Source organism: Micromonospora globispora, assembly GCF_003857015.1.
GTDB lineage: Bacteria > Actinomycetota > Actinomycetes > Mycobacteriales > Micromonosporaceae > Micromonospora > Micromonospora globispora.
Window position 1 is genome coordinate 1 of the sequence record NZ_QGGF01000485.1, and the last position, 930, is coordinate 930.

Annotated in this window: 1 pseudogene; it reads left to right on the forward strand. The window is 78.3% G+C overall.

Features of this window, described 5'->3' with window-relative positions:
• Nucleotides 1-930, forward strand: a pseudogene (locus tag DKL51_RS25975) (FtsX-like permease family protein); the annotation flags it as partial.

A 930-nucleotide genomic window follows, 5' to 3' on the forward strand; every position in this document is an offset into this window, starting at 1 on the left:
GCTCGGCATCGACCCGCTGCTGGCCGCCGCGCCGACCCTCGGCGTGCTGGCGGGAGCCGTCGTCGCGCTGCGGCTGCTGCCCCCGGCGACCCGGTTCGCCGAACGCTTCGTCGACCGCCGGCCGTGGACCGCCACCATGTTCGGCATGTGGCAGGCGGGGCGCCGTCCGCACGCCGGGCCGGTGCTGCTGCTCGCCCTCGCGGTCGGCGGGAGCACCCTGGCCTGGTCGCTGGTGGCCTCGTGGGAGGGCTCGCAGCGGGACCAGGCCCGGCACAGCGTCGGCGCGGACCTGCGACTGGTCGAGCGGAACGGCGCCGCGCCGGCGGACCGGGCGAGCGTGCTCGCCGCCGTACCCGGGGTGGACCGGGTGCTGGCGGCCTGGCGGGACGAGATCCGGGTCGGCCGCGACGACCTTCCTACGACCGTGTTGACCCTGAACGCGGCGGGCGCCACCGGAACCGTCCGACTGGACGGTGCCGCCGGGGACGCCGCCGGCGACGAGCTGCTCGATCGACTCGTCCAGGCCCGCGGCGCACCGGCCGGTGTCGAGCTGCCGGCCACCGCGCGCCGGCTCACCGGCGCCGTCCAGACCCCGGTCCAGACGGTGTTCGGGCCGCCACCGGTCCAGGTCTCGGCGCTGTTCACCACCGACAGCGGTACCGCCTGGCGGGTGCCGCTGGCGGTCGGCCAGGGCGCCAAGCGGGTGCCCTTCAGCGTGCCCCTGCCCGACGCCGGGGGCGCCCCGCTGCGGCTCGCCGGGTTCGAGGCAGACGGCGGCCAGGCGATCGGCTTCCGCTACCGGCTGCGCGTCGACGGGCTCCGGCTCACCGACGCCTCCGGCGCCGCGCTGCCGCTCGCGCTCGGCGACGGCTGGAAGCTCGCCGACGCCGCCGAGGGACCGTTCGCCCCGGCGACGGTCGACGGCGGCAC